We start from the raw sequence: 22895 nt of genomic DNA, 5'->3' as shown, positions 1-22895 counted from the left end.
AATTAAGATTAGATTATGGGCATCGGACTGTAGCGCAGCTTGGTAGCGCACCGTCATGGGGTGTCGGGGGTCGGAGGTTCAAATCCTCTCAGTCCGACCATACACCTAAAAAAAGAGAGCTTCGGCTCTCTTTTTTATTGCCTCAAAGCAGCCTAAAGTATAAAAAACACTCGTTTAACCACCTTTTTACTTTCAACCGCTCAATATTAAAGCAAACAATAAAATTAGGGGTTTACAAGATTTGTGAACCTCTATATTATTCGCTTCAACAACGGAGAGATGGCTGAGTGGTTGAAAGCACCGGTCTTGAAAACCGGCATACGTTAATAGCGTATCTAGGGTTCAAATCCCTATCTCTCCGCCACTTTCAAAGATTAAACCGCTGTTTTTACAGCGGTTTTTTCGTTTCTATAGCTGATTGATGTTTTCATACTGACCTTGAACGTAACTACCTAGATGGGTGGAAAACAGTCCTGATTCAATCAAATCCAGCGCCTTGTTTTTTAGCTCTTTAGGGTAGATGCGTAAGTCAACTAACTCGGGAATCGGGACCCATTCTACAGATTGAATATACCTTTCATCATTAAGACCACGCAGGTTTCTTGTATGGGGAACGCCAAGGTAGCTGTCGATAAGATAGAAAAACTCTGCATGATAACGATTGGTGTGTGTCTCCAAAAACTCCCTGACGCAGATAAGCTCGCCGACCTCGACCTCTATTCCTGCCTCTTCTTTAAACTCTCGCACCACACAGGCCTTGGAGCTCTGGTCACAAGCTTCCATTCCCCCACCTGGCGGAATCCAATATTCACCGCTAAAGTCTTTCACCTTTAGCAGCAACATTGCACCATCTTTTATCAATAGCCCTGCCCCTCGGATGCGATGCTCCATGAGTGCTCCTTATTAACGTCCATAAGTGTTTATCGCCGCACGAATCAGTTGCATGTGGATTGGAACCAACTCTTGATGCTCACTTCGATAACCGCCCCCAACCACACAAGCGATGGGGATCTGCTTCTGTTTCGCTAACTCAAACATAAACTGATCACGCGCGTAAATCGCTTCACTCGTTACATTTAAATAGCCTAGCTCATCATCCTGATGAATATCGACGCCTGCATCATAAAGAATAACATCAGGTTGATGAAGATTGATCGCCATCTCAACAACGGAAGTAAATGCCGAAAGAAATTCTTTATCATCAGCGTCTCTTGGCAGGGCAACATCTAAATCCGAATCGGGTTTACGCGCGGGAAAATTCTTATCGCAATGAAAAGAGAGGGTAATAATCCGCGCATCTCCATCGCATAAGGTCGCTGTACCGTCTCCGTGATGCACATCACTATCCACGATTAAAATCTTATCGACACCTTCTATATCTAGCCCTTGCTTGGCGGCAAGCACGAGATCATTAATTAGGCAGAAACCACTGCCAAAATCGTAATGTGCATGATGATAGCCACCACTGAGATGAATCGCGACCCCGTTATTGTATGCCTGCCGAACGGTTTCACAGCTTCCACCAGCCGACATTAAAGTCCGATTGATCAACTGCTCACTCCAGGGAAAACCAATTCGGCGCATTTTAGTGACGCCAAGCTTTCCGGTTATCAATGAATCAATGTAGTCGGGGCAGTGACACTGACTGACTTGCTGCTGCGATAATGGCTGAGGCTCAACATAGTGCAGACTGCGGAGCCATTGAGGATCTTTCCCTCTTTGTTCTTCAATGGCTTCAAACAATAAGCGGTACTTGTTGATAGGGTAACGATGCCCAGCAGGTAGAGCTAATTGTGAATAAAGCGAGTGATAAATCAGAAGGATCATATTGGTTCAATTTGAGCAAAGATTACGGCTCATGTTATCAGTTGGTTATTTGGTTGCAAGGCTACTCATCGACTTCAGTGGTCAAATAGTCGAGGAAACTGGTGTAGTCTGCGCAGAGTCGATTCTCAATCTATTGAATGGCAACAAGCACGAGGTGCGTTTACCGCCGATGGAGCTGATTGTCCGCCAATCAACAAAATCGATTTACCGTTAAGGCTAGCTTCGCGTGAGAGCATAGGTTAACAACGACTATCAATGCATCCAGCTTGAGTTATAGTCGTCAATCCGGCGAAGCTCAGCTTCAGGTTGCTTACAGAGCTTATCAAATCACCATAAGTATCAAAATTGATCATATTTTAGATTATGATGATACTTATTGTTTAGTTACTATCTTGCGCTTCCTCTAATCTGTAGTGGTCAAAAACACTTTAAACATCAGAGATAAGGAAAGTTAATATGAAAATGAGTAAACACACACTTGGCTTGGCGTTACTTTCAGCCACCAGCATCGCTTTTTCGGGCGCCGCGAGTGCATTACAGCTCACCAGTAGCGATATTCAGGAAGGTTATCCAATGGCGAAAACCTTTGAGTATTCCGGCTGGGGATGCGATGGAGGTAACCTCTCACCACAATTGAGTTGGAAAGAGATTCCTCAAGGTACCAAAAGTTTCGCTATCACCGCTTACGATCCAGATGCCCCAACAGGCAGCGGTTTTTGGCATTGGATTGCCATTGATATTCCACTAGAAACAACTCAACTGCCAAGAGCAGCGAACATCAGTGAGCTTGGTGGGAAAGAAGTTCGTATAGATTATGGTTCGGTTGGATTTGGTGGTGCCTGTCCTCCGATCTCTGACGGCATGCATCGATACCAATTTACCGTTTGGGCTCTGCCTAAAGCTGAACTAGGGCTCAACAAAGACACACCTGCTGCCGTAGTAGGATTTACTCTTAATAGTATGGCTTTAGACAAAGCGACACTGACAGCCACATACACTCGCTAATCGAAAAGGAGATGTGATGACTCACCTCTATCAAGTGACAACGTTTCGAGCACAGCAGCTCCAAAAGCTCCGTAATGTGACAATTCACTCTCCTAGCCTGATTCAAATATTATCTGGCAGTAAAAGGCTGTTCATTAATCAAGGGACAGTAGATCTTGCCTCGTCAACCTTATTGCTGTGCGAGGCATCTTCTCGATTTAGCTTTGAGAATCTTCCAGATAAAGGGGCTTTTCTATCTCGGGTATTCAGTTTTCACCACCCTGCCCCACAAAGTTTGATTCAACTCAGCAACGACAATGCCAATAGGCTTCAACAATCTTGGATCAAAAACGATAAAGCGATTGAACAGACGCTAAATGTTCTTTTTACTCTCGACTTAAAAACAATGAGTCACGCCACGCAGCGTCTTTGGCTGGCTCCACTTTATCAGCAGTTAGCTGAGCGAGGAGCGCTTCACTGCCTGTTTAGTAGCGAACAAACCTCGTTTAGCCAGCAACTGACTCGTTATCTTGCCCAATCTCCGAGTGACACTCACCCATTAGAAGAAGTCGCTAGTCACTTTGCGATTAGTCGAGCGACCTTTATGCGCCGACTCAAAAAAGAAGGCACCCAATATCGCGATGTGCTTACCGAAGTGAGGCTCAATCACGCTCTCAATTTAATGCAAACAAGAAACTGGAGTGTCCTCCAACTCGCTTATATGTGTGGCTATCAATCTGAACAACGTTTTACGCAACGATTTAGATCTAAGTTCGGTTTAACACCGGCAGACTATATGCAGACCGTAAACAGCGATATGTCTCACACCGCTCAAGCAAAGGTGCATTAGAATGACAAAGTCGGCATTGGGGTTAGTAGTCGTGGCTTGTTGGATTCTGACCGCCTGTCAATCTGACCGCCCAAGCGTTTTCTTCGATGACTATCTTACTCGGGTGGTACGGATTCAAAATGCGCCCCAAGTGGAGAGCACATTGGAAGACTATGTCAATCTACCTCGCAAGCGCGACCTATATATTGAGATACCCTCGATATCTATTGGGCTGCTCGATAGCTATCAACTGCGTCAGTGTGGCTTATTTAACTTGATTGCTGAGCGAAACTCCGTACTGGGTAAAGTCGCTGATGAGTTTCGCAACTACGATTATCAAAATGCACTATTGGATGGCTTGTCACGTTGTATTAATAGTCCGCAACTTGATCCAGAATTACAGCAAGTGCTGGCAGAGATAGGGGCACACAAACGCGCACAGTTGGCATTGCATCAGTGGAACTTGCTCTTTACTAGTGAAGCGATGCAAAAACAGTTACAAGGAAGTCAGTGGTTAGAGGCTAATCTTGGTCAAACGGTATCTGAGGTCAATGAAGCGCTAACTAGACTCAATCTCGCCTTCCATCAATCCGAAGAGAAAACCATCGACGTTCAAGAAATACTGGAGAAAAATAACATCGTTGGCAATCTAAACTACTCTCTTGTCATGGCGACCAGTAAGCTCAATCTGGTCACGCTGCAGCTTACCGAATATGATCATAGTGTTCTCTGCCAGCCCAACCGCAATACTACAAAATACCAGTACTTGAACAATGTCTTCGAACAGCAGTATGTCGCCAAAGTCCAACCTTATATGGCTCAGCTCGACCGATATTATCAGAACCTATCCGCAAACTTGACTCTGTTTGCTCCTCAACCTGATATTCACAATTATGTTTATCCGTTAGCGCAAAACCATCAAGCTTTTCGGTTAGCCATACGCCGCCACATTGACTACTGGCAGCAGCTCTTTAAACGCTGTGGTCGTCAGCTCGGCTAACCGGACTTAGGCGCCGTTTTCGTCGCAGGTTTTTTGCGATATCGAGCGTTTTTACGCTTGTAGGCAGGGCGCTCTACTTGCGGTAAGTGACGTAGAGATTGCGGAACGTCACCACTACGAACTTGAGCCATCAGGTCATCAATTCGTTGCTGTAGCGCCTGCATAAACGGCAGATATGCCTGATTGCGATCAGCCATACCTTGCAACTGGTGCTCCCAGTTTGCCGTCATGTCTGGGAATGTAGAGTCACTCGGCAACGCGTGGATCAAACCGCGACCCGCTGGCGTACTGAGAATCGACTTACCCTGTCGTTGCAGTAACTGGCGCTTAAACAGCGTATCAAGAATCCCTGCACGTGTGGCTTCTGTGCCTAAGCCGTCGGTTTCTTTAAGAATCTTCTTTAGCTCTTTATCTGCGACAAAACGGGCAATACCCGTCATGGCTTGTAGCAGCGTCGCTTCCGTAAAGTGCTTCGGCGGCTCAGTTTGGCGATCTTTAATTTCACCCTCACGGCAAGTGAGTACACTACCTTCAGGCAGTGGTGGAACCGTATCTACCCCAGAATCTTCATCATCCACTTTGCCCAGCAACTCTTTCCAGCCAGCGGACACCAACTGACGACCTTTAGCAATAAAGGTTCCTCCAACAATATCAAACACCAATTTCGCTTCGGCGTAGACTGCCGCTGGGTAAAACTGCATTAGATATTGTCTTGCGATCTGTTGATAGATCTTCATCTCGTTCGCAGAAAGCGCATTGTGTGAGGCTTTCTTTGGCGTCGGAATAATCGCATGGTGAGCGTCGACTTTTTTATCATTCCACGCTTTTGATTTAAGGCTAAGGTTTGCACCCTTTACCGCCTCACCAAGCTCCTTGGCATTGTTAGCGACAGCGTCACAAACACTACTAGCTTGACCATAGTGCTCAAGCGGCAAGTAACGGCAGTCAGAGCGGGGATAAGTAATCAACTTGTGTTTTTCGTACAGCGATTGACAGGTATCCAGAACCTGCTGAGCACTCATACCAAAACGTTTTGCTGCGTCAATTTGTAGTGCTGAAAGCGAATATGGCAGTGGCGCTGATTGCTTCGTCTGTTTCTGCTCAGACTCAACCACTTTGGCTGGTTGATTCGCTATTCGCTGAGCAACATTTTCGACCAACTTGCGGTTTAATACCCGCCCTTCTTCATCTTGCCATGGTTTACACGCTTCACTTGGCTTCCAACGCGCTCGGATATCAAACGGATGCGAGCCATCTTGGTAGGGAATCAGTGCGTGCAATGTGAAGTAGTCACGAGGGATGAAGTTCTCGATCTCTTCGTCACGACGTACAACCAGTCCAAGTACCGGCGTCTGCACTCGACCGACAGACAGTACCCCCTGATAGCCAGCCTTTTGACCAAGCAAGGTATACGCTCGAGACATATTCATACCGTAAAGCCAGTCTGCACGGGAGCGAGCTAATGCGGAGATTGACAGTGGAATAAAGTCACGATTACTGCGCATTTGGTTCAAAGCGCGTTTCACTGCAGGTAAGTTGAGGTCGCTGATCAACAGACGTAGGGTCGCATCCTTCTTCGATTTGCTTACTTTGCAATAATCGAGCACCTCGTCCACCAGCAGTTGCCCTTCTCGATCTGGGTCGCCAGCGTGGATTATCTGACTCGATTCTTTAAGCAATTTTCGGACGACGGTTAACTGTTTGCTGGCAGACTTTCGTGGTCTTAATTGCCACTGTTCCGGCACAATCGGAAGATCTGCCAGATTCCATTTTTTATAACGTTCGTCATACGCATCAGGCTCTACCTGTTCAAGCAAGTGACCGATGCACCAAGTCACCACATCACCGCTACCACAGCGAATAAATCCTTGCTCGTTTTTTTTAGGGCCAGGCAGTGCCGCAGCAATCGCGCGACCTAGACTGGGTTTTTCAGCGATAAACAGACGTGACATAAAGTAGAACTAGCTAAAAACAATAAGGGCCACATTATCGAATGTGGCCCTTATAAATCAAGAAAAACTGTAAATTTAAACAGTATTATTCTTCGTCAGACGCTACACGCTCAGCCGCTTCTTTTACTAGAGGCTGAAGTTCACCTTTCTGGAACATTTCAATGATAATGTCACAACCACCGATAAGCTCGCCTTCAATCCATAGTTGAGGGAAAGTTGGCCACTGTGCGTAAGCTGGTAGCTCTGCACGTATATCAGGGTTTTGAAGAATGTCTACGTACGCAAACTTCTCGCCACAAGCCATCAGCGCTTGTGCCGCTTGTGAAGAGAAACCGCAGCTAGGTAGTTTAGGAGAACCCTTCATGTATAGAAGGATAGAGTTTTCTGCGATTTGCTGTTTAATTTTATCGATAGTTTCCATTGCTTCCTCTTAATGGAGTTACTGCAAATATTCTGGACATTCTAAACCATTAGCGCAGAATAAAAAGCCTATAATATCTATGGTTATTTGCAAGGTTATGCTTTTGAGACTTGCTGAGCTTAACTAATAAAGAAATTTCATATAGAAAATGTCACCCTGCGCTTTTAATAAAGTAAAAACTTGCTAAACTAGAGCGCAAGTCAGCAAATTGATCATGGTTGGTGATTCACTGGCCATGACTAATAAATAACACTGGAAGCAATCGAGAGGGGCAACCCTTTCTCATCAATGGAGAATTGAGCAATGGCATTTGAACTACCAGCTCTTCCTTACGCGAAAGACGCACTAGAACCACACATCTCAGCAGAAACTCTAGATTTCCACCACGGTAAGCACCACAACACTTACGTTGTAAAGCTTAACGGCCTAATCCCAGGCACTGAGTTTGAAGGCAAAACTCTAGAAGAAATCGTTAAGACTTCTACTGGCGGTGTTTTCAACAACGCAGCTCAAATCTGGAACCACACTTTCTACTGGCACTGTCTAGCGCCTAACGCAGGTGGTGAACCAACAGGTGCAGTTGCAGATGCAATCAACGCTGCATTCGGTTCTTTCGAAGAGTTCAAAGCAAAATTCACAGACTCTGCTATCAACAACTTCGGTTCTTCTTGGACTTGGCTTGTTAAGAAAGCAGACGGCTCTCTAGAGATCGTAAACACATCTAATGCAGCGACTCCTCTAACAGAAGAAGGCACAACACCACTTCTAACTGTTGACCTATGGGAACACGCTTACTACATCGATTACCGTAACCTACGTCCAGACTACATGAACGGTTTCTGGGCACTGGTTAACTGGGACTTCGTTGCAGAAAACCTAGCAAAATAATCCATCTTCCCTAGGATTAAAATTTAGTCATATTAAAAGCCAGCATTTCGCTGGCTTTTTTGCTTTTCTCACTATGATTTTCCTAAAGTTTTTCGCAGCTAAGTCGCTATAAAAGCAACACTCGAGAGGCATTATGCAGATTCATACTTTAGACAAAGCAGCAATTATCAACGAACTTCAGTTCGGTAATGGGATCAACCATGCCGTACACGAAGGTCGTCGTGCAGACTTTGCGCTAATTCTGTCAATGTTCTCTGATGACGTTCGCGACAACACGCCGACGGAAAAAATTGACCAAGTGGACACCAGTAAGCAAGCGTTACGCAAACGCTTCGAGTTGCAAGGCCCACAACAATTGCGCTCAGATCAAAGCTCCTATGAACTTTCTGCCCAGCAAGCATCTCTCTTTCATAGCTCCGGTTTACCGAGTGCAAAACTGTGTCATTACTTAAAACCTGACGCTCTGACCTATCTGCCAGAAGAGACTCATGACTTGCCAGAAGAGGTCTACCATAACCTGTCGGGTCATCAGCGAAGGCTGCTCAGTGAAAAAGAACCTAAGTCTTTGATGCCTATCGATCTTTATAACCAATTAATCAAAGCTCAGCGTACTTTCCAAATTCAAGCACAAGCTTAGCACCATCATTCTACTTCACAGTTTTTTGTCTTAAATGTGCTACTCCACTAGCAAGATCCCGCCAATGTGTGAATAGCGCCAAAGAATCGTAAATAACCTTCCATCTCACTAAGGTTATTTGACCTTATTCACAACTAAGTCACAGTTAATCTACCATGATATGTGGACACCTTTTTGCGCGTACATTGCTTATGGGGGGTAAGCTAATGGATATAAAAAAAGCTGTCGTTTTAATCACATCAGCAGGTTCTCAGATCGGGAGTACTCTTGCGTATCACTTCACCTCGCTTGGGGCGACCGTGGTTTTGTGTGATGTAAACAATCCACAATTAAAACAGACCTATCGTCTGTGCAGTGAGATCTCCGACAATGTATTCCAGTTCACGATTCAAGATCACTCACTAAGCTCAATTCAAGACCTGTTCTGTTTTATGGATAGCTCCGTCAAACGCTCACCAGATGTATTAATTAATGCATTGACGGCAGAAGCCATGCCACACATTTTTGATCAACAAGCCAGTGCATTGTTTACCCAAAAGCTCTCCCTAATGGCAGCAACCATGTTCAGTTTTGGTCAAGCAACCGCAGAACGCATGCGACAAGAGAAGAAAAATGGCGTGATTGTTAATGTCATTGCACATCCGGAATATCAGGATTTATCAGGTTTTGACAATGCCACCTCGATGGTCGTTGGCTTCACCCAAAGCTGGGCTCGTGAACTAACGCCATTTAACATTCGAGTTGCTGGTGTTGTGCCTGCTCTTGATCATGACGATACCCATTGGGCTAAAGTACAAGATGAGTTGATTCGGAACACAGAATATATTGTCTCTAATGACTACTTTAGTGGTCGTGTGATGGCTGCTTAGAGTGCTCACCACTAGGTATTGAAAATGGTGAGCGACAGTTGTTTATAGAGAATCTAGAATTTTCTCAGACGCTTCTTCAATGAGATCCAACACCAACTCAAATCCGCTATCACCGCCATAGTATGGATCTGGAATTTCATCGTAGCTTGAATTGGTATAGCTTAAAAATAGTCGAATCTTGTACTGAAAATGGGCCGGACACTGGGAAATAAGATCCGCTTTATTGTCTCTGTCTGCAGCAAGAATGAGGTCAAAAGCTTCAAAATCACTGCTAACAATTTTCCTTGAGCGAATGCCTTTAAATGAATAGCCGCGTTTCTCTCCCGCCTCTTTGGAACGCGCATCTGGTGGATTGCCTTGATGATAACCAATTGTACCTGCGGAATCAACTTCAACGTCAATACCTCGCTGGCTTGCCTTAGCTCTCAATATAGCTTCACCAGTTGGTGAACGACATATGTTTCCCATACATACGACGAGTATTCTCTTCGCCATCGACCTAGCCTCCTCGCTAGCTATTAGTTGTCCATAAAACTGGTAGGTGTTTGCATCAACTTGAATCGGTTATCATATCCACAAAGTGACTTAATAAAAAAGGAATAACCATGGTCTCTGAGAGCAACAAAGAAGCACGTCACAAAGTAAGGCAACAAAAAGTAAAACAAGAGGTCGATGCGAAAGTCGCGGCAGCTCAGGAAGAGAAAGGCTTGTTGTTGGTGATTACTGGCAATGGCAAAGGAAAATCCACTTCTGGATTTGGTACTATTGCACGAGCAGTAGGCCATGGCCTCAAATGTTCCGTTGCTCAGTTTATTAAAGGGACATGGGACAATGGTGAGCGTAATCTTCTTGAAAAGCTCGGCGTTGAGTTCCAAGTAATGGCTACAGGCTTTACATGGGAAACACAGAATAAAGCAGCCGATACAGAAGCAGCGCAAATCGTCTGGCAGGAGTGTAAACGAATGCTTAAAGATGAGTCGATCAACGTTATCCTGTTTGACGAACTGACCTACATGGTTAGTTACGGCTACATAGACTTAGATGAGGTTGTCGATGCGCTGACTAACCGTCCTAAGATGCAATCTGTAGTGATCACAGGTCGCGCCGCTCATCGTACATTGATCGAGCTTGCAGATACGGTGTCCGAAGTGAAAAACGTCAAACATGCTTTTGAGTCAGGTGTAAAAGCCCTCAAAGGCGTCGACTGGTAACCTAGACAAGCACCTAGATGTAAGAATCTAGGTGTTTGGAGTACAAAGCTACTCGACAATGAAACGACCTAATAGCTCCTTTTGATCCTCAGATAAACGAGCAAGTTCGTCAGAAGCTTCAAAACAATGTTCAATGCTTTCGCTGTTATCTGTTACGAGCCCAGATAGAAGCGTAATGTTCTCTGAAATAGATTCCGTCACCTGCACCTGCTCTGACGAAGCCGCCGAGACTAGCGTATTTTGTTCAGAAATTTTTTGCACAGAGGAGTCGATATCCATAAAAGCATTCAAAACTTGCTGGGAAATGTCTTCACTCTCTTTTAGCAACTCTAAATTATCTTGAATCTGTCTATAGACCGTTTCAGCTTGATCTTGAAGCGCCCCAATAACACTCTGAATCTCTGATGTTGATTCTTGTGTTCTAACCGCTAAGCTTCTCACTTCATCTGCTACAACAGCAAAACCTCTTCCTTGCTCTCCGGCTCGAGCTGCCTCTATCGCTGCATTGAGAGCCAGCAAGTTCGTTTGTTCTGAAATACCATTGATTACTTCTACTACTTGACCAATATTGCTCGAATGTTCCTTCAGCGCCATCATCACTTGGGCAGAGCCATGAATAGAACCAGAGATCTTCAATCCAATTTCTTGAGAGCAATCAACTCGGCTTCGACCCAGTGAAATATGTTGCTGCGCTTTTTTCGATGCTTCCTCTGCAAGAGATGCGTTGCTATTTACCTCTTTAGCGGTACAAGACAACTCCGTAATTGAAACGCTAATTTGATTAAACTGCTCTCGCTCTTGTATCGCATTATCTTTTGATTGTTGCATCACCGATGATAGCTCAGTCGCAGATGAAGCCACATTAAGCCCGTTCGAATTCATCGTTTTGATAATTTTAGAAACGGATTCTGATAGCTGATTAATAGACTTCGACAAAAGGCCTATTTCATTGTTACCTTCATACGAACTAACAACAGTAAAATCTCCACTTGCCATTTTTTGCAAATCTAGAACAATGTTATTAATAGATCTTGATAAACCATTTGATATATACCAAGAGAAAATCAAAGCGACAATAAATATAACAGATATTTCTATATAGCTATTAGTGGTAATTTCCTTTACATCTTGATTTGATTGTTTAAATTCATTTCTAATACTGGCATTCATCTCATCAGAAAAATCTGCAAGTGATGTAATTAATTCCAATGCCAACATATCAGATTTTTGCAAGTACAAGTCAAGCTCGTCACTATCCGTTGAGTATTTCCTCTTATAGTTTACCAGCTCTTTTACATGTTCATAGTAATTATTAAACTTGTTTTTTCGAGCAGCGGTGGTTGCCTTACCATCATCAATGAAGCCCTTTTCAAAGTTTTGGTGCCATTCAGCCAATGACTTTAAAAACTCACTCTCAAGCTCCTTACGCGTTGATGCTTTAAGAAATAATAACCAGATCTCATAGGTTGGCTGTATTTCGTTGTCATTAATTGCATTTATGGAGGTGAGTGCTGAGTGAGAAATATCAGACAAAGTGACTATCTCGTCGTTCATTTGTCCTTGCTTAAGGATATAAACTGAAGAAAATGAAATTAATATAGCGATAAAAGAAATATTTAACTTACTTTTTATACCTAATCCATGAATGAAATTTCTCATTTATTACACCAACTATTCGTACACATGTACGCCTTATTAAATACGGTCGAGTTACTTAACATGATAACAACAAAAAACGCACGAATCTGTAGGATAATACCGAAATCAATGTAGGAACCATCACTTAAAACCTATCCCGAAAAGGGTTTATTCCCAAAGAGATTTATTCCAAACAATGCATCCCCAAGCAAAAAAAAAACCTATTAGATTGTTATTATTTAAGTTTATTCTCGACAAGTAATGGCACTCTCAATGGATACGAGTATGAATATACTCATATCTGCGTTGTAATATCACGGGTACTGTTGCGAGGACAACTTTATGATAAAGATAATATTGATGATATATGCGTGGTACTCTAATTTAATTGACTTAGGTTAGAAAACTAAGCCAACAACCTGACCAGAATAACCTTACAATTGTAAAAAAGGGCTTCTAATAAATTAGAAGCCCTTTTTTTATATAACAAAATTTAAGATGTTAGTTAAACAAGCCTTTAATTAAGCTGTTAACCGCTTCCTTGGTTTTTTCATCTTTGATTTTGTCACCTAATTTCTCATCGAGCTTTTTCAGACCACGATCAATTTCTTTTTCCGCTTTCTGTTTTAGCACATCATCGAACACGAGCTTGAACTTAGGTTCAGACCAGTGACCAGATATATTGATAGGAATGGTAACGTCTTTGAGTTCATCAATGTCCTTGCCACCTTGCCCTTCTAAAGAGCCGACAATCGATGTACTGACGGTAAAATCAACCGTTTCATTGAGGTAATTGGCACTGCCTGTACCACGAATGCGCAGCAATGGTGATTGCATGGTCAAATCGTTAGTCGACACATTGCCCTTGTTAAGCTTAAGTGTTGCTTTCATCGCACTGAAGTCAGTTTTTTGCACTTCATCAACGGACTCAACTTTTTCGCCTTTGATCTTTGCATAGTTCTCACGAATTAACTGAGCGACGTTAATACCATTAACTGCACCATCTTCGAAGTTAATCACCACATTGCCGACTAAGTTCTTCTTAATGCCAGTTGGCGTCAGGCTAGTACCTTTTACGTCAACATCAATGTTACCCGTCCCTTCTAAGGTCTCATTGTTAGCTACATCCTTCAGTAAAGGCAGCACTTTAACACCTTTGATGCGTTTTATAGCCGTATAGCTGGCTGGTGATTTACGTGCATCTAAACGTGCTGTTGCACTAATTGAGCCCTCATACAAATTGGACGTAAACGAAGTCAGTTCAGCAACACCACGATTCACAGAGAAGCTTGCTTTCACATTCTGCATTTTGGCATTACTCGCTTTGAATTTGTCGATACTAATATCACCTTCTATATCCAACGTTTTTAATGCCGTTAAATCAGGTTCAACCTCTTCAACAGGTTTCTTAGGCGATGTTTCAGATGGTTTCTGTTCAGATTTTTGTGCTGGAGAAGAAGCTTGTTTCTGCTCTTCGGCTGGCTGATGAAGGCCTAAAAACTCATCTAAATCAATATTAGGGCTGTGCAACGCAAAACGAATTTTTGGAATCTCCACGAGCGTCACATCCGCTTTACCGTCAAATTGCAGTGCGTTGGCAGTTAATTTCTCTAGTACAAAGCTTAAGTGACTTTTAACTAGGTCAAACGATAGGTCTGATGCCATATCCACTTTCATCGGCGATTGTGGCAAAGTCTCGCCTTTGAATTGTGCATCTAGTATCAATTTGTTCATTAATACTTTGGTAATCGCCTGATCAACGGTTAACGAAGCAGAGCCTTTCATATCAATATCAAGACCAGCCGCATTACCTATCACTGAGTAGGTTAACGCATTGGCTTTATCAAACTCGAACGTCTCTAGGCCGAGCTTAACACTATCAATACGAGTGGCAGGATCACTCATGCTTGCCTCGAGATTTATATTGCGCAGAGCGTATTGCGTGAAACCTGTAGCCAGCTTGAATTCAGCATCACCTTTAGCACTGAACTTCTGCTGATTGTTTTCACCTTTGGCAGCAAACTCGACTTTGGTCCATTTTTCTGCGGTAAATTCAGACAGATTTAGTGATACATCGTAAAGTTTAGTAAACGAGCCTGCCTGTTTATCCTGAACATCAACCGAAGCGTTAGAGATTGTGACACCCGCTAAATTGATACTCCAAGCTGGCGCGGAACTTGGGGTTTCTGAGCTCTGCTCGGCTAGCTCAGAAGCAACATCTGTTGTCGGCGCTGAAGTGGCGGTATCTGCCTGAGCGTTTTGTGCCTGAGTAAGAGCATCAATATTTCGCGTACCATCTTTTAGCGTTTCTAATGAGAACGCAGCACCATCCAGTGTGATGTTGCCAATTTCGAGCTGCTTGTTAAACAAAGGCATGACAGAGACATCAATCCCTACCGTATCGACTTTAAACATATTCAGCTGTTCAAAACCTTGCGGGTTACGCAATTCAGTCTGACCTAGCTCAAAGCCAATCGATGGGAAAAACTTCCAGCTAATATCACCGTCGATGACCAGATCTAACCCAGTTTGAGTTTTGGCTTGTTCGACAATTAGTGGTTTAAATTGGTTGGGGTTAACGAGGGTAACCAACGCGATAATCGCACCAAGAATAGCAATTACAGGGATGGCTATTATTAGTAATAGTTTCTTCATCAGCAGTATCCTTGCTTGGTGAGCACACCAAAAAAAAGAGGCAAGCTCCAAGTATAAATGATCGTGGCAGAATAACAGACGACCATAAAAAGAAAGTGGCACTAAAAGTGCCACTTATCTCATAAAAAATAAAGTCTTAAGCGTTTATTCGGTATTAAGCTTTCAAAAGTTTTGCAATGTGAGCTTTTAGCACGTCAATCGCGATACGGTTTTTACCGCCACGAGGTACAATAATGTCTGCATATTGCTTTGATGGCTCGATAAACTGCATAAACATTGGACGAACGGTTTCTTGATACTGTTTAAGCACTGAATCCATTGTGCGGCCGCGCTCTTCTACATCACGTTTTACACGACGTAGCAGACAGATATCCAACGGCGTATCCATAAATACCGTCGCGTGCATCAGGTCACGTAGACGAGGATCGGTCAGAAGAAGGATACCTTCAAGGATAATGACTTTCTTAGGCGTCATTGTTGTGGTGTTTTCTGTACGGGTGTGCTTAGTGTAGCTGTACTCAGGCACTTCTACTGCTTGTCCCTTAACTAACTGCTCTAGGTGTTGGCACAGCAGATCATGATCGAGTGCGCTTGGGTGGTCATAGTTGGTTTTTACACGCTCATCCATACTCAGATGGCCTTGGTCGTTGTAATAGCAATCTTCCGTAATCACACCAATTTGATGATCGCCCACTTTCGCACGTAATTCGTTGTAGATAGTGCTAGCGATTAAACTTTTTCCAGAAGCAGACGCGCCAGCAATACCGACGATGACGCATTGATTATTATCAGACATTATTCTTGCACCCGATGAATTAGATTGGTGTCATATGCTAATACTAGCAGTGCTCATCGAACCGAGCTCTGTGTATTAGGACAAATTTAGATAAACCGCCTGATTATAGGGAGTTAAGAGGTGAGTTGCCAGTCGCTATTAAGCCGATTTACGTAAATGGAATAAAAGTTTTCAGCGCAATCGATTACACGGAATAAGAATTAAAAAGAGCGCTAAATGAACGCTCTTTTTTTGACCACACTACCGATTATTCGACCATGGTAAACAGTATTGAATCGGGTTTTGCTTTGCCCTGCCAGTACAATCTCGAGCTTACTGCTTCCGCCAAGGTGAGATATTGTCTTCCATGCTCAGACTCAGGTCGAGCAGCGACTGTCGGCTCGCCTCGGTCGATATCTTCTCGCATTTGAATGTGTAGAGGGATTTGAGCTAACAAGTCTAAGCCATACTCATTGGACATTTTTTCTGCACCACCAGCACCAAAGATGTGCTCTTTTTCGCCACAGTGACTACAGATGTGGTAACTCATGTTTTCGACAATGCCAACCACAGGAACGTCTACTTTTTGAAACATGGCTGCACCTTTACGCGCATCGGCCAACGCTAGGTCTTGCGGTGTCGTGACGATAACCGCACCCGTGACTGGGACTTGCTGGGCAAGCGTTAACTGGATATCACCCGTACCTGGCGGCATATCGATAACTAAGTAATCTAGCTCAGGCCATTCGGTTTCATTGAGAAGTTGAGCCAACGCTTTCGCCGCCATAGGGCCACGCCAAATAGCCGCTTCATCTTTTGAAACCAAGTAACCGATTGAATGTGTGTAAATACCATGGGCAACAATCGGCTGCATCCACTTGCCATCTCTAACTTCTGGCTGAGCCTCTGTCTGCCCTAGCATAAGAGGAACCGATGGGCCATAGATGTCTGCATCAAGCAATCCGACCTTTGCACCAGATTTTGACAGCGCAAGTGCAAGGTTTACCGATGTCGTCGATTTACCTACTCCACCTTTTGCTGACGTAACAGCAATAACATTTTTTACCCCTTTCACCTGTGAGGCAACGTGTGTCTCAAGGGCTTTTGGTGCAACAAGAATGTCATACGAAAACGACGCCACCTCACCTTTCGATTGAGCAGCCGCTATCCAGTCAGTCAGCTCCTCAACTAAACCGTTAGCTGCAAAAGGAATTTCTATCTTAAAGCCCGCCGCTTCAACACTAACGATCTTGGCTACTGACGCCCACTGTGGCGCTAAGCTTGAATGCTCAAATTGGTTTAACCAATCACAAAAATCTTGCTTTGAACTGAATTGACGCATAGGTCCTCCTTATGCATCTAATCGTAACACTCTGTCAGCCTAGACTGAACCATGAAAAAACTAGGGTATTCCTGTAACTGGTACCTTGGAGTCACTGGTTGGATAAGGTAGTATTACTCTCTATTTTTTTATACATCCTAAGAAGCGAATATTAAGTATGGCAAACGATCCAAGAACTCTTGATCCAAGGAAACTGCTGGTCACTTGTGCCCTTCCGTACGCTAACGGTTCGATTCACCTAGGTCACATGCTTGAGCACATTCAAGCTGACATCTGGGTTCGCTACCAACGCCTACGCGGCAACACTGTAAACTTCATCTGTGCTGACGATGCTCACGGCACGCCAATCATGCTAAAAGCACAACAGATGGGTATGACGCCAGAAGAGATGATCGCTGCAGTAAGTGAAGAACACCAAAAAGACTTCGCTGGCTTCGATATTAGCTTTGATAACTACCACAGCACTCATTCAGAAGAGAACCGTGAGCTTGCATCTCACATCTATCTGGAACTGAAAAAAAATGGCTTTATCTCTAGCCGTACTATCTCTCAGCTTTTCGATCCTGAAAAAGAGATGTTCCTTCCAGACCGTTTCGTGAAAGGTACTTGCCCTAAGTGTAAGTCTGAAGATCAATACGGCGACAACTGTGACAACTGTGGTGAGACATACAGCCCTACTGAACTGATTGATCCCAAATCAGCAGTATCTGGTGCAACACCTGTAATGAAAGATTCTGAACACTTCTTCTTCGACCTACCTCAGTTTGAAAACATGCTACAAGAGTGGACTCGCTCTGGTTCGCTACAAGCTGAAACTGCAAACAAGATGCAAGAGTGGTTCGAATCTGGTCTTCAACAATGGGATATCTCGCGTGATGCGCCTTACTTTGGCTTCGAGATCCCAGGCGAGAAAGACAAATTCTTCTATGTTTGGCTAGACGCGCCAGTTGGCTACATGGCTTCATTCAAGAATCTATGTAACAAACGTGACGACCTAGACTTCGATGAGTACTGGAAAAAAGACAGCACGACCGAGCTATACCACTTCATCGGTAAAGACATCGTGTACTTCCACTCTCTATTCTGGCCAGCAATGCTAGAAGGCAGTGGTTTCCGTAAACCAAATAACGTATTCGTACACGGCTACGTAACGGTTAACGGTGCAAAAATGTCTAAGTCGAAAGGCACATTCATCAAGGCAGCGACTTACCTAGAGCACCTAGATCCTGAATGTCTGCGTTACTACTATGCAGCGAAACTCAACAGCCGTATCGACGATCTGGATCTTAACCTTGAAGACTTCACTCAACGCGTTAATGCTGACGTAGTTAATAAGATTGTGAACCTTGCTTCTCGTAACGCTGGCTTCATTTCTAAACGTTTTGAAGGCAAGCTATCGGCAAACTTCGCTGAACCTGAGCTATACAACGAGTTTGCGGCGGCGGCAGATCGTATCGCAGAACTTTACGAAACTCGTGAGTTTGGTCGTGCTATTCGTGAAATCACCGCACTAGCAGATAAAGCGAACCAGTATGTTGACGAGAAAGCACCGTGGGTAGTGGCGAAAGAAGAAGGTAAAGACCAAGAGCTGCAAGACATCTGTTCTGTAGGTATTAACCTATTCCGCGTACTGATGACATACCTCAAGCCAGTGATGCCAGAGCTTGCTGCGCGCACTGAAGCATTCCTGAACGAAGAACTCACTTGGGATGGCATTGCGACGCCACTGACCGCTCATGAAATCACGAAGTTCAAGGCACTATTCAACCGCATCGATCCTAAAAAAGTTGAAGATATGGTTGAAGCGTCTAAGCAAGATGCTGCCGCTGAAGTAGCAGCGAAAGAGAAAGCTGAAGCTGAAAAGAACCAAGCTAGCCAAACAGAACTCGACAAAGATCCAATCGCTGACGAGATTGAATTTGACGCTTTCGCCGCAGTGGACATGCGTATCGCACGTATTATCTCATGTGAAGAAGTGCCAAAAGCAGACAAGCTACTCAAGTTCCAGCTTGATATCGGCGGTGAAACTCGTCAGGTTTTCTCGGGCATTAAATCGGCTTACAAACCTGAAGAACTGGAAGGTAAGCTAACCGTAATGGTAGCAAACCTAAAACCTCGCAAAATGAAGTTTGGTATGTCTGAAGGTATGATCCTAGCCGCTGGCCCTGGTGGCAGCGAATTGTGGATCCTTGAACCACACGAAGGCGCTCAGCCTGGCATGCGCGTCATGTAAACTGAATAAATCGTCTAACTCATAGCCCTACTCATCGAGTGGGGCTTTTTTATGTCCCTCACATTATCAGTGCTTTATGCACCAAATCGGTTCAAAATAATTCAATAACAAAATTTAAGTGATTGAATTTTAAGAAAATTAGAATTGGCACCATATCTGCTCTACCACTTTGTAGGTTAACATTAACAAGGAGTAAGTTATGTTTGTGCTTTTTTCACTAATCTTGTCCCTGACGATTCTTGCAACCCTGTTTCACCATTCAAAGAAACGTCATTCCGGTCTTGAACGAAAATTCGAGATTTTAGTTCTGCTGCGCCAACTGTTGCTGCTTAGCCGACAACATAGAGCCATCACACATCAAGCATTGACTAGCCAAGATTTTGAGCGCCAACAAAACACACTGGCGGGCATTTTCGATTCGATGATGGACCACTCCAATACACTTATCGCTACAGCCCAGTTCGAAAACAAGCCAATGTATCGAATTTTGCAATTAAAGCTCAAATCTCTGCACCAAGAGTGGCAATACCGAACAGTGGCACGGAATCAGATTATTCACGGCAAAACCATTCGCCACTGTATGTTTTTAATGGATGAAATCGCGATTGCATGGCTGATTGAATCTGGCCGAGAAGACATTAGTGACGAATATCATATGAACTGGCAGCAGGTACTCGATAGTATGGAGACGCTCACCCAACTAAGAATATCAGTTCAGGATCTTGACCATCCTGAAGGTATGATGCGAGTGAAATACTACTGTGATAAAACTCGACGCAAACTGAGCCAACTTTCATTGATTAGCCCGCTTTCTGTTGCGTCACCATTGAGTTCCAAGGCAATGCATACACTGACAGAACTCAACGCCAATGATGCACTAGAGATGACCAGTGACGAGCTTTACCAACTAACCACAGACATATCCTTGGTTATCTCGCAAGTGTATGACCAAATGTTGTCTGACATGACAGAAAGTCTCTATCTGCCGTTACCTAAAATCGCATTTAGTTAACGCCAAGTGCTAAGCCCTCAACACTACACTCAACAATGGGTAGCAAGCACGCTACCCATTTCTATTTCTTGAGAGGACAAACGCCTCAAGACTTGTCGTAAGGCCAATAAACAGCTTGATGGTATCCCATATCATCTTATGGACCACATCGAACTTGTCGCCATTAGTGGAGGGAGTACCCTTTTTGGAGAGCATTTGTGGAGAAGAGTTGCTTGCAAAACAAACATTCCCTGTCGTAACAACAAAAATTATTCACTTTCTTTTGTTCATCCAGCTATTGATTGCAAAGATTGATGCTTTTACTATCACTTTGCTTCTTGATGATAGCCAATCCGAGTACATCACAGCAGATTTGTGGCAAGGCGATAGAGCAACTATCCAAGAGTGACTTTGACTGCGCTTTGCGCATTTTTTGACGCTCCATGTTTCTTTGTCATCACATTGAAACATGCCTATAACTTGTTGGAGACTGGCTATGGCTGCTGCTCACTCTGTTTTAGATTTTCAATCTTATTCTGCTGGTGCTCTATCTGCACCAGAATCTCAACTTATTCAATCCTCGGTAGAGCAATTTGGCGCACCACTGCTGCTGCTAGATTGTGATATTGTTCGCCAACAATATCGTGCCCTAAGCAACGCACTACCTAATGTCACTTTGCATTTTGCGCTTAAGCCACTTCCACACCCAGCCGTTGTACAGACACTATTGGCTGAAGGAGCCAGTTTTGACTTAGCAACCAGTGGTGAAGTTGACCTAGTGGCAGAGCAAGGTGTACCAGCAGAGCGTACTATCCATACTCACCCAATCAAGCGTGACCGTGATATTTGTGACGCACTGGCGTATGGTTGCCGTGTTTTTGTCGTCGACAACATTAACGAGTTAGAAAAATTCATCGCCTACCGTGACGAAGTGGAATTGCTCGTGCGCCTGAGCTTTCGTAACTCAGAAGCATTCGCAGATCTTTCGAAGAAGTTTGGCTGTACTCCTCAACAAGCGCTAGAGCTAATTGCGCAAGCTCAAGAGTGGAATATTCGTATTAAGGGGCTCTCGTTCCACGTTGGGTCACAAACCATGAATCCACAGAAATACGTTGACGCAATCGACACCTGTAAGCACCTAATGGAGCAAGTTGTTGAGCATGGTTTACCTGCGTTAAGTACTCTTGACATCGGTGGCGGATTCCCTGTGAGTTATAACACTCAGGTAATGCCGATTGAACTGTTTTGCCAGCCGATCAATGCGGCTTTAAACCAGCTACCAGAAACGGTTCAGGTTATTGCCGAACCAGGGCGCTTTATTGTTGCTCAAGCAATGACGGGTGTTGCATCAGTGATGGGACAAGCAGAGCGTGATGGACAGATTTGGTACTACCTAGATGATGGTATCTACGGTTCATTCAGTGGTTTGATGTTTGATGATGCTAAATACCCTCTCACGACGATAAAACAGGATGGAGAGTGGCTACCGAGCATTCTTGCAGGCCCTACATGCGATAGCATTGATGTGATTGCGGAAAACATCATGCTGCCAAAACTGAGCAATGGTGACTTAATTGTCAGCCGCATGATGGGCGCTTACACGAGTGCCACAGCAACTGACTTTAACTTCTTCAAGCGTGCACAAACCATTCTGCTTAATGAAGAAGCAGCTGAGCAAGCTCGCTTGCTTGGTTAAAAACAAACAAATCCGGCGCGTAACCGATAATCCGAAATAAATAAAAAGGCCCTGCGTATCAACGCAGGGCCTTATCTATTCAGTCACTGTAATCTTTACAGCATCTTACGTGCAGCTTCAACTACCACTTTGATTGAACGAGCTTCTGTCTCTTTTAGAGTTGAATGATCCGGGATTTCTTTCTGAGTGCGGTTGATGATTACACCCGCTACACAGCCAGCTTTAAGACCAGAACTTGCACACATAGTAAGAAGTGTTGCAGATTCCATTTCAAAGTTGAGAACGCCCATCTCTTGCCACTCTTTCATAGAGCCTTGGAAGCGCTTAACAACACGACCAGAGAAAGTATCGTAACGCTCTTGGCCTGGGTAGAATGTGTCACTTGATGCCGTTACACCCATATGAACCGTAGCGCCACTTTCTTCAACCGCTGCTTTCATTGCTGTCGCAACTTCAAAGTCTGCTACCGCTGGAAATTCCATTGGAGCAAAGTGCAAACTTGCACCATCAAGACGAACAGAACCTGTAGAGACAATCATGTCACCCACGTTAACGTGTGGTTGAATTGCACCAGTCGTGCCTACGCGTAGGAAGGTACGAACGCCAAGTTGCGCTAATTCTTCAACTGCAATAGAAGTAGAAGGGCCACCAATACCAGTTGAACATACGACAACAGGCTTGCCATCAAGCTCTGCACGGTAAAGTGTGTATTCACGGTGGCTAGCAAGGAAAACTGGGTTCTCCATTTCTTCTGCAATTTTTTGAACGCGTGCTGGGTCACCAGGAATGATCGCTAATGTTGCGCCAGCGAGATCAGATTCAGTAACACCAAGGTGGAATACAGCTTGAGACATAGGGGACTCCTTATTGTGGCGAAATTTGGTTGATTAAATTTTACCATTCGCTCTATAAATTCATCGGGTACAGAACATACTGTAACCAACTAC

At 44.1% G+C, this 22895-nt stretch carries 21 protein-coding genes, 2 tRNA genes and 1 pseudogene; 14 read left to right on the top strand and 10 right to left on the bottom strand.

Annotated features, from left to right (window positions below):
• Positions 1 to 23 precede the first annotated feature (23 nt).
• Positions 24 to 100, top strand: a tRNA-Pro gene (locus tag QTN95_RS10155).
• Between the two features lie 173 nt (positions 101 to 273).
• A tRNA-Ser gene (locus QTN95_RS10150) sits at positions 274 to 364 on the top strand.
• 44 nt (positions 365 to 408) lie between these two features.
• Here QTN95_RS10150 and QTN95_RS10145 read toward each other — a convergent pair.
• Both QTN95_RS10145 and QTN95_RS10140 read right to left on the bottom strand, forming a co-directional pair.
• On the bottom strand, positions 409 to 891 hold the full coding sequence (locus QTN95_RS10145) for an NUDIX domain-containing protein (RefSeq protein ID WP_138973581.1): 483 nt from the start codon (positions 889 to 891) through the stop codon (positions 409 to 411).
• Positions 892 to 903: 12 nt separating this feature from the next.
• On the bottom strand, positions 904 to 1827 hold the full coding sequence (locus QTN95_RS10140) for a histone deacetylase family protein (RefSeq protein WP_331417394.1): 924 nt from the start codon (positions 1825 to 1827) through the stop codon (positions 904 to 906).
• Between the two features lie 82 nt (positions 1828 to 1909).
• On the opposite strand from QTN95_RS10140, the pseudogene QTN95_RS10135 reads away from it, so the two are divergent.
• The 4 genes and pseudogenes from QTN95_RS10135 to QTN95_RS10120 form a co-directional block, all read left to right on the top strand.
• Positions 1910 to 2041: pseudogene (locus QTN95_RS10135) on the top strand (LacI family transcriptional regulator); the annotation flags it as partial.
• 248 nt (positions 2042 to 2289) lie between these two features.
• On the top strand, positions 2290 to 2832 hold the full coding sequence (locus tag QTN95_RS10130) for a YbhB/YbcL family Raf kinase inhibitor-like protein (RefSeq protein WP_443088867.1): 543 nt from the start codon (positions 2290 to 2292) through the stop codon (positions 2830 to 2832).
• Positions 2833 to 2848: 16 nt separating this feature from the next.
• Positions 2849 to 3661, top strand: coding sequence for an AraC family transcriptional regulator (locus QTN95_RS10125; RefSeq protein ID WP_331417392.1), 813 nt, complete (start codon positions 2849 to 2851; stop codon positions 3659 to 3661).
• Between the two features lies 1 nt (position 3662).
• The gene (locus QTN95_RS10120; protein WP_331417391.1) at positions 3663 to 4640 is read left to right on the top strand and encodes a DUF3080 domain-containing protein; all 978 of its coding nucleotides are present in this window, start codon (positions 3663 to 3665) and stop codon (positions 4638 to 4640) included.
• On the opposite strand, the gene QTN95_RS10115 is transcribed toward QTN95_RS10120, so the two are convergent.
• Together QTN95_RS10115 and QTN95_RS10110 are read right to left on the bottom strand one after the other, a co-directional pair.
• Complete coding sequence (locus tag QTN95_RS10115; RefSeq protein ID WP_331417390.1) at positions 4637 to 6592, bottom strand: DNA topoisomerase III; 1956 nt, start codon at positions 6590 to 6592, stop codon at positions 4637 to 4639. The genes QTN95_RS10120 and QTN95_RS10115 overlap by 4 nt on opposite strands.
• Before the next feature lie 85 nt (positions 6593 to 6677).
• Positions 6678 to 7013, bottom strand: coding sequence for a Grx4 family monothiol glutaredoxin (locus QTN95_RS10110; RefSeq protein ID WP_331417389.1), 336 nt, complete (start codon positions 7011 to 7013; stop codon positions 6678 to 6680).
• A gap of 303 nt (positions 7014 to 7316) precedes the next feature.
• Here QTN95_RS10110 and sodB point away from each other — a divergent pair, with 303 nt between their 5' ends.
• From sodB to QTN95_RS10095, 3 genes are all read left to right on the top strand, one after another.
• Complete coding sequence (sodB, locus tag QTN95_RS10105; RefSeq protein WP_069446954.1) at positions 7317 to 7901, top strand: superoxide dismutase [Fe]; 585 nt, start codon at positions 7317 to 7319, stop codon at positions 7899 to 7901.
• Between the two features lie 133 nt (positions 7902 to 8034).
• Positions 8035 to 8538 (top strand): VC2046/SO_2500 family protein, encoded by a 504-nt coding sequence (locus QTN95_RS10100; RefSeq protein WP_331417388.1) that lies wholly within the window; start codon positions 8035 to 8037, stop codon positions 8536 to 8538.
• A gap of 206 nt (positions 8539 to 8744) precedes the next feature.
• Entirely contained in the window at positions 8745 to 9407 is a 663-nt protein-coding gene (locus tag QTN95_RS10095; RefSeq protein ID WP_331417387.1) for an SDR family oxidoreductase, read from the top strand.
• Positions 9408 to 9449: 42 nt separating this feature from the next.
• Here the strand turns inward: QTN95_RS10095 and QTN95_RS10090 are convergent, their stop codons facing one another.
• The gene (locus QTN95_RS10090; protein WP_331417386.1) at positions 9450 to 9902 is read right to left on the bottom strand and encodes a low molecular weight protein-tyrosine-phosphatase; all 453 of its coding nucleotides are present in this window, start codon (positions 9900 to 9902) and stop codon (positions 9450 to 9452) included.
• Between the two features lie 110 nt (positions 9903 to 10012).
• Between QTN95_RS10090 and cobO the strand changes: the two genes are divergently transcribed.
• Positions 10013 to 10618, top strand: coding sequence for a cob(I)yrinic acid a,c-diamide adenosyltransferase (gene cobO / locus QTN95_RS10085; RefSeq protein ID WP_331417385.1), 606 nt, complete (start codon positions 10013 to 10015; stop codon positions 10616 to 10618).
• A 48-nt stretch (positions 10619 to 10666) separates the two neighbouring features.
• On the opposite strand, the gene QTN95_RS10080 is transcribed toward cobO, so the two are convergent.
• The 4 genes from QTN95_RS10080 to apbC form a co-directional block, all read right to left on the bottom strand.
• A complete protein-coding gene (locus QTN95_RS10080; protein WP_331417384.1) occupies positions 10667 to 12277 on the bottom strand; it encodes a methyl-accepting chemotaxis protein in 1611 nt (536 codons plus the stop codon).
• A 480-nt stretch (positions 12278 to 12757) separates the two neighbouring features.
• Positions 12758 to 14911: an AsmA family protein gene (locus tag QTN95_RS10075; RefSeq protein ID WP_331417383.1), complete on the bottom strand. Its 2154-nt coding sequence runs from the start codon at positions 14909 to 14911 to the stop codon at positions 12758 to 12760.
• Between the two features lie 154 nt (positions 14912 to 15065).
• Positions 15066 to 15707 carry a uridine kinase gene (udk, locus tag QTN95_RS10070; RefSeq protein WP_331417382.1) on the bottom strand — a complete coding sequence of 214 codons (642 nt, stop codon included), beginning with the start codon at positions 15705 to 15707 and terminating at the stop codon, positions 15066 to 15068.
• 247 nt (positions 15708 to 15954) lie between these two features.
• On the bottom strand, positions 15955 to 17028 hold the full coding sequence (gene apbC / locus QTN95_RS10065) for an iron-sulfur cluster carrier protein ApbC (RefSeq protein ID WP_138973595.1): 1074 nt from the start codon (positions 17026 to 17028) through the stop codon (positions 15955 to 15957).
• A 157-nt stretch (positions 17029 to 17185) separates the two neighbouring features.
• On the opposite strand from apbC, the gene metG reads away from it, so the two are divergent.
• The 4 genes from metG to QTN95_RS10045 all read left to right on the top strand — a co-directional run bounded on the left by metG (position 17186) and on the right by QTN95_RS10045 (position 21948).
• Entirely contained in the window at positions 17186 to 19261 is a 2076-nt protein-coding gene (gene metG, locus QTN95_RS10060; RefSeq protein WP_331417381.1) for a methionine--tRNA ligase, read from the top strand.
• A gap of 199 nt (positions 19262 to 19460) precedes the next feature.
• Positions 19461 to 20273, top strand: a complete 813-nt coding sequence (locus tag QTN95_RS10055; protein ID WP_331417380.1) for a hypothetical protein — start codon at positions 19461 to 19463, stop codon at positions 20271 to 20273.
• Positions 20274 to 20457: 184 nt separating this feature from the next.
• Positions 20458 to 20661 carry a hypothetical protein gene (locus QTN95_RS10050; RefSeq protein WP_331417379.1) on the top strand — a complete coding sequence of 68 codons (204 nt, stop codon included), beginning with the start codon at positions 20458 to 20460 and terminating at the stop codon, positions 20659 to 20661.
• Positions 20662 to 20748: 87 nt separating this feature from the next.
• Entirely contained in the window at positions 20749 to 21948 is a 1200-nt protein-coding gene (locus tag QTN95_RS10045) for a type III PLP-dependent enzyme (RefSeq protein ID WP_331417378.1), read from the top strand.
• Between the two features lie 95 nt (positions 21949 to 22043).
• Here QTN95_RS10045 and udp read toward each other — a convergent pair whose 3' ends face one another.
• Entirely contained in the window at positions 22044 to 22802 is a 759-nt protein-coding gene (gene udp / locus QTN95_RS10040) for a uridine phosphorylase (RefSeq protein ID WP_045953819.1), read from the bottom strand.
• Positions 22803 to 22895: the final 93 nt, after the last annotated feature.

It is taken from the genome of Vibrio sp. M260112 (genome assembly GCF_036533775.1).
In the GTDB taxonomy this organism is placed as follows: Bacteria; Pseudomonadota; Gammaproteobacteria; order Enterobacterales; family Vibrionaceae; genus Vibrio.
Note: the sequence above shows the minus strand (reverse complement) of the source record. Positions and strands in the feature narration are given on the sequence as shown.

Coding starts and splice junctions, on each gene's coding strand:
- QTN95_RS10100 (WP_331417388.1), top strand. CDS start 8,035: ATGCAGATTCATACTTTAGACAAAGCAGCAATTATCAACGAACTTCAG.
- udp (WP_045953819.1), bottom strand. CDS start 22,802: ATGTCTCAAGCTGTATTCCACCTTGGTGTTACTGAATCTGATCTCGCT.
- udk (WP_331417382.1), bottom strand. CDS start 15,707: ATGTCTGATAATAATCAATGCGTCATCGTCGGTATTGCTGGCGCGTCT.
- QTN95_RS10075 (WP_331417383.1), bottom strand. CDS start 14,911: ATGAAGAAACTATTACTAATAATAGCCATCCCTGTAATTGCTATTCTT.
- QTN95_RS10095 (WP_331417387.1), top strand. CDS start 8,745: ATGGATATAAAAAAAGCTGTCGTTTTAATCACATCAGCAGGTTCTCAG.
- QTN95_RS10115 (WP_331417390.1), bottom strand. CDS start 6,592: ATGTCACGTCTGTTTATCGCTGAAAAACCCAGTCTAGGTCGCGCGATT.
- QTN95_RS10110 (WP_331417389.1), bottom strand. CDS start 7,013: ATGGAAACTATCGATAAAATTAAACAGCAAATCGCAGAAAACTCTATC.
- QTN95_RS10080 (WP_331417384.1), bottom strand. CDS start 12,277: ATGAGAAATTTCATTCATGGATTAGGTATAAAAAGTAAGTTAAATATT.
- QTN95_RS10055 (WP_331417380.1), top strand. CDS start 19,461: ATGTTTGTGCTTTTTTCACTAATCTTGTCCCTGACGATTCTTGCAACC.
- QTN95_RS10145 (WP_138973581.1), bottom strand. CDS start 891: ATGGAGCATCGCATCCGAGGGGCAGGGCTATTGATAAAAGATGGTGCA.
- QTN95_RS10120 (WP_331417391.1), top strand. CDS start 3,663: ATGACAAAGTCGGCATTGGGGTTAGTAGTCGTGGCTTGTTGGATTCTG.
- QTN95_RS10090 (WP_331417386.1), bottom strand. CDS start 9,902: ATGGCGAAGAGAATACTCGTCGTATGTATGGGAAACATATGTCGTTCA.
- QTN95_RS10130 (WP_443088867.1), top strand. CDS start 2,290: ATGAGTAAACACACACTTGGCTTGGCGTTACTTTCAGCCACCAGCATC.
- apbC (WP_138973595.1), bottom strand. CDS start 17,028: ATGCGTCAATTCAGTTCAAAGCAAGATTTTTGTGATTGGTTAAACCAA.
- QTN95_RS10125 (WP_331417392.1), top strand. CDS start 2,849: ATGACTCACCTCTATCAAGTGACAACGTTTCGAGCACAGCAGCTCCAA.
- metG (WP_331417381.1), top strand. CDS start 17,186: ATGGCAAACGATCCAAGAACTCTTGATCCAAGGAAACTGCTGGTCACT.
- sodB (WP_069446954.1), top strand. CDS start 7,317: ATGGCATTTGAACTACCAGCTCTTCCTTACGCGAAAGACGCACTAGAA.
- QTN95_RS10140 (WP_331417394.1), bottom strand. CDS start 1,827: ATGATCCTTCTGATTTATCACTCGCTTTATTCACAATTAGCTCTACCT.
- cobO (WP_331417385.1), top strand. CDS start 10,013: ATGGTCTCTGAGAGCAACAAAGAAGCACGTCACAAAGTAAGGCAACAA.
- QTN95_RS10045 (WP_331417378.1), top strand. CDS start 20,749: ATGGCTGCTGCTCACTCTGTTTTAGATTTTCAATCTTATTCTGCTGGT.